The organism is Halorubrum sp. Atlit-26R (assembly GCF_003666015.1).
GTDB lineage: Archaea > Halobacteriota > Halobacteria > Halobacteriales > Haloferacaceae > Halorubrum.
Genome location: NZ_QPLT01000062.1, coordinates 1 through 1,430, shown reverse-complemented (window position 1 = coordinate 1,430; position 1,430 = coordinate 1). Strand labels below are relative to the sequence as shown.

Below are 1,430 nucleotides of genomic sequence, written 5' to 3'. Positions count from 1 at the left end.
GAGTGAAGTTTCTGACCGGAGTGCTGTAACATTCGTGGTTCCCGACACTGGAGAGTACACCATTGAAGTTATTCGTGATGGGGATTCGATAGAGTCTACGGTAGAAATTTGGGAGGATGGTCAAGATCTTACTGTATGGGTACCTCCAGAAGTATAGCTAACAGATACGATTACAACTATTCTGGGCTAATGAATCACGACATCTACACTCTGTACTGACCACACCCGGTCAGAATTCCACCGCCGATAGTCGCCTCCGAATTCGGAAGCCAGTTGATAATGGCTGAAACCGGGACCGAGACGAGTGCGCCGATGAGCGCGTATCGCCATGCTGGGGAGAGAATGAGTGCGTGAGACGGCGAAACCATTTTCATATCAATTTGTGACCTGGGTGTTTATAGATTCCGCAGAGTCGGAAGATGGAGTCCCAATCCTCCTCAGATAGATATCACTGACAGTCCTATCTAACGGCTGTATCAGCGGGAAAGGTGTTGAAATAATAGGATTTCAACAGAGCCACTTGTTTCAATATCGAACTGCGGTCGCACGAGAACGACCGTTCCGACACCGACGAAGGCGGCGACACCCAGTGTCTGGAAGGCGAGACCGTATCCGCTGCGGTCGACAGCCGCCCCGAAAAGCACCGGTGCGACGATGCCGGGGAGCGTCTCGACGAACGCCTGAATCGCCAGCGCGGACCCGACACGACCGTCGTCGACGACCTCGGTGATCATCGTCGACGTCGGGGCACTGTCGACGGTGATGACGATGCCGTAGACCAGCACCACACCCGTGAGCGCCCAGAGCGGGAGCCACCGGAGGCCGCCGATCAAGAGGATCACTGTCCCGCTGATCGTCAACCCTGCCGCGATGACGATCGGCCTCCCGCCAGTCTGAGGCCCCTTGGCCGCAGTCGGCGGAGCGGCCCGGAGCGACGGATGTTCGCGGGTCCCAGGAGCGCCGCGAGGCGCGTGAGCGACTCTAGGCCGACCAGTTCTGAGGCGGCACGAGAGCCATCCGCCGCCGTCCGGCAGACGGAGCACCGGGCGCAGCAGGGAATCGACCGACGAGGAACGCTACGCCGGCAGGTCGTACCGTCGTGCGGCGGTCCAGTAGCCCTCGAACCTGTCGACCAGCGCGTCGGGGTCCTCCTCGAACAGGCGCTCGCCGAGCGGGCGCGCTCGTCGTCGAAGGTCGCCTCGGCGCGCGGCGATAACGTCGTTGAGGGCCTCCCGGACATCGTTGTCGAACAGTTCCTCTTCGTCCAACGTCTCGACGAAGACGGCGAGGTCGTGTTCATCGCCGGTGATGTCGGAGAGTTCCTTGAGTTCGGACCGTCTGGCCTTCATCGGGTCGAACCAGGCGTTCCGGAGCATGTAGGTGTGGTAGCGGTGGTACTTGAGGCGCTTGCGCCACTCGTGGAACGCTTC

2 protein-coding genes are annotated in these 1,430 nt (G+C 60.0%); both read right to left on the bottom strand.

Going from position 1 to position 1,430, the window contains the following annotated elements:
- Window positions 1-476 precede the first annotated feature (476 nt).
- Entirely contained in the window at window positions 477-788 is a 312-nt protein-coding gene (locus DVK07_RS19235; RefSeq protein ID WP_158603191.1) for a hypothetical protein, read from the bottom strand.
- Window positions 789-1,076: 288 nt separating this feature from the next.
- On the bottom strand, window positions 1,077-1,430 hold a 354-nt coding region (locus DVK07_RS19230; protein ID WP_147441231.1), incomplete at its 5' end, for a CHAD domain-containing protein.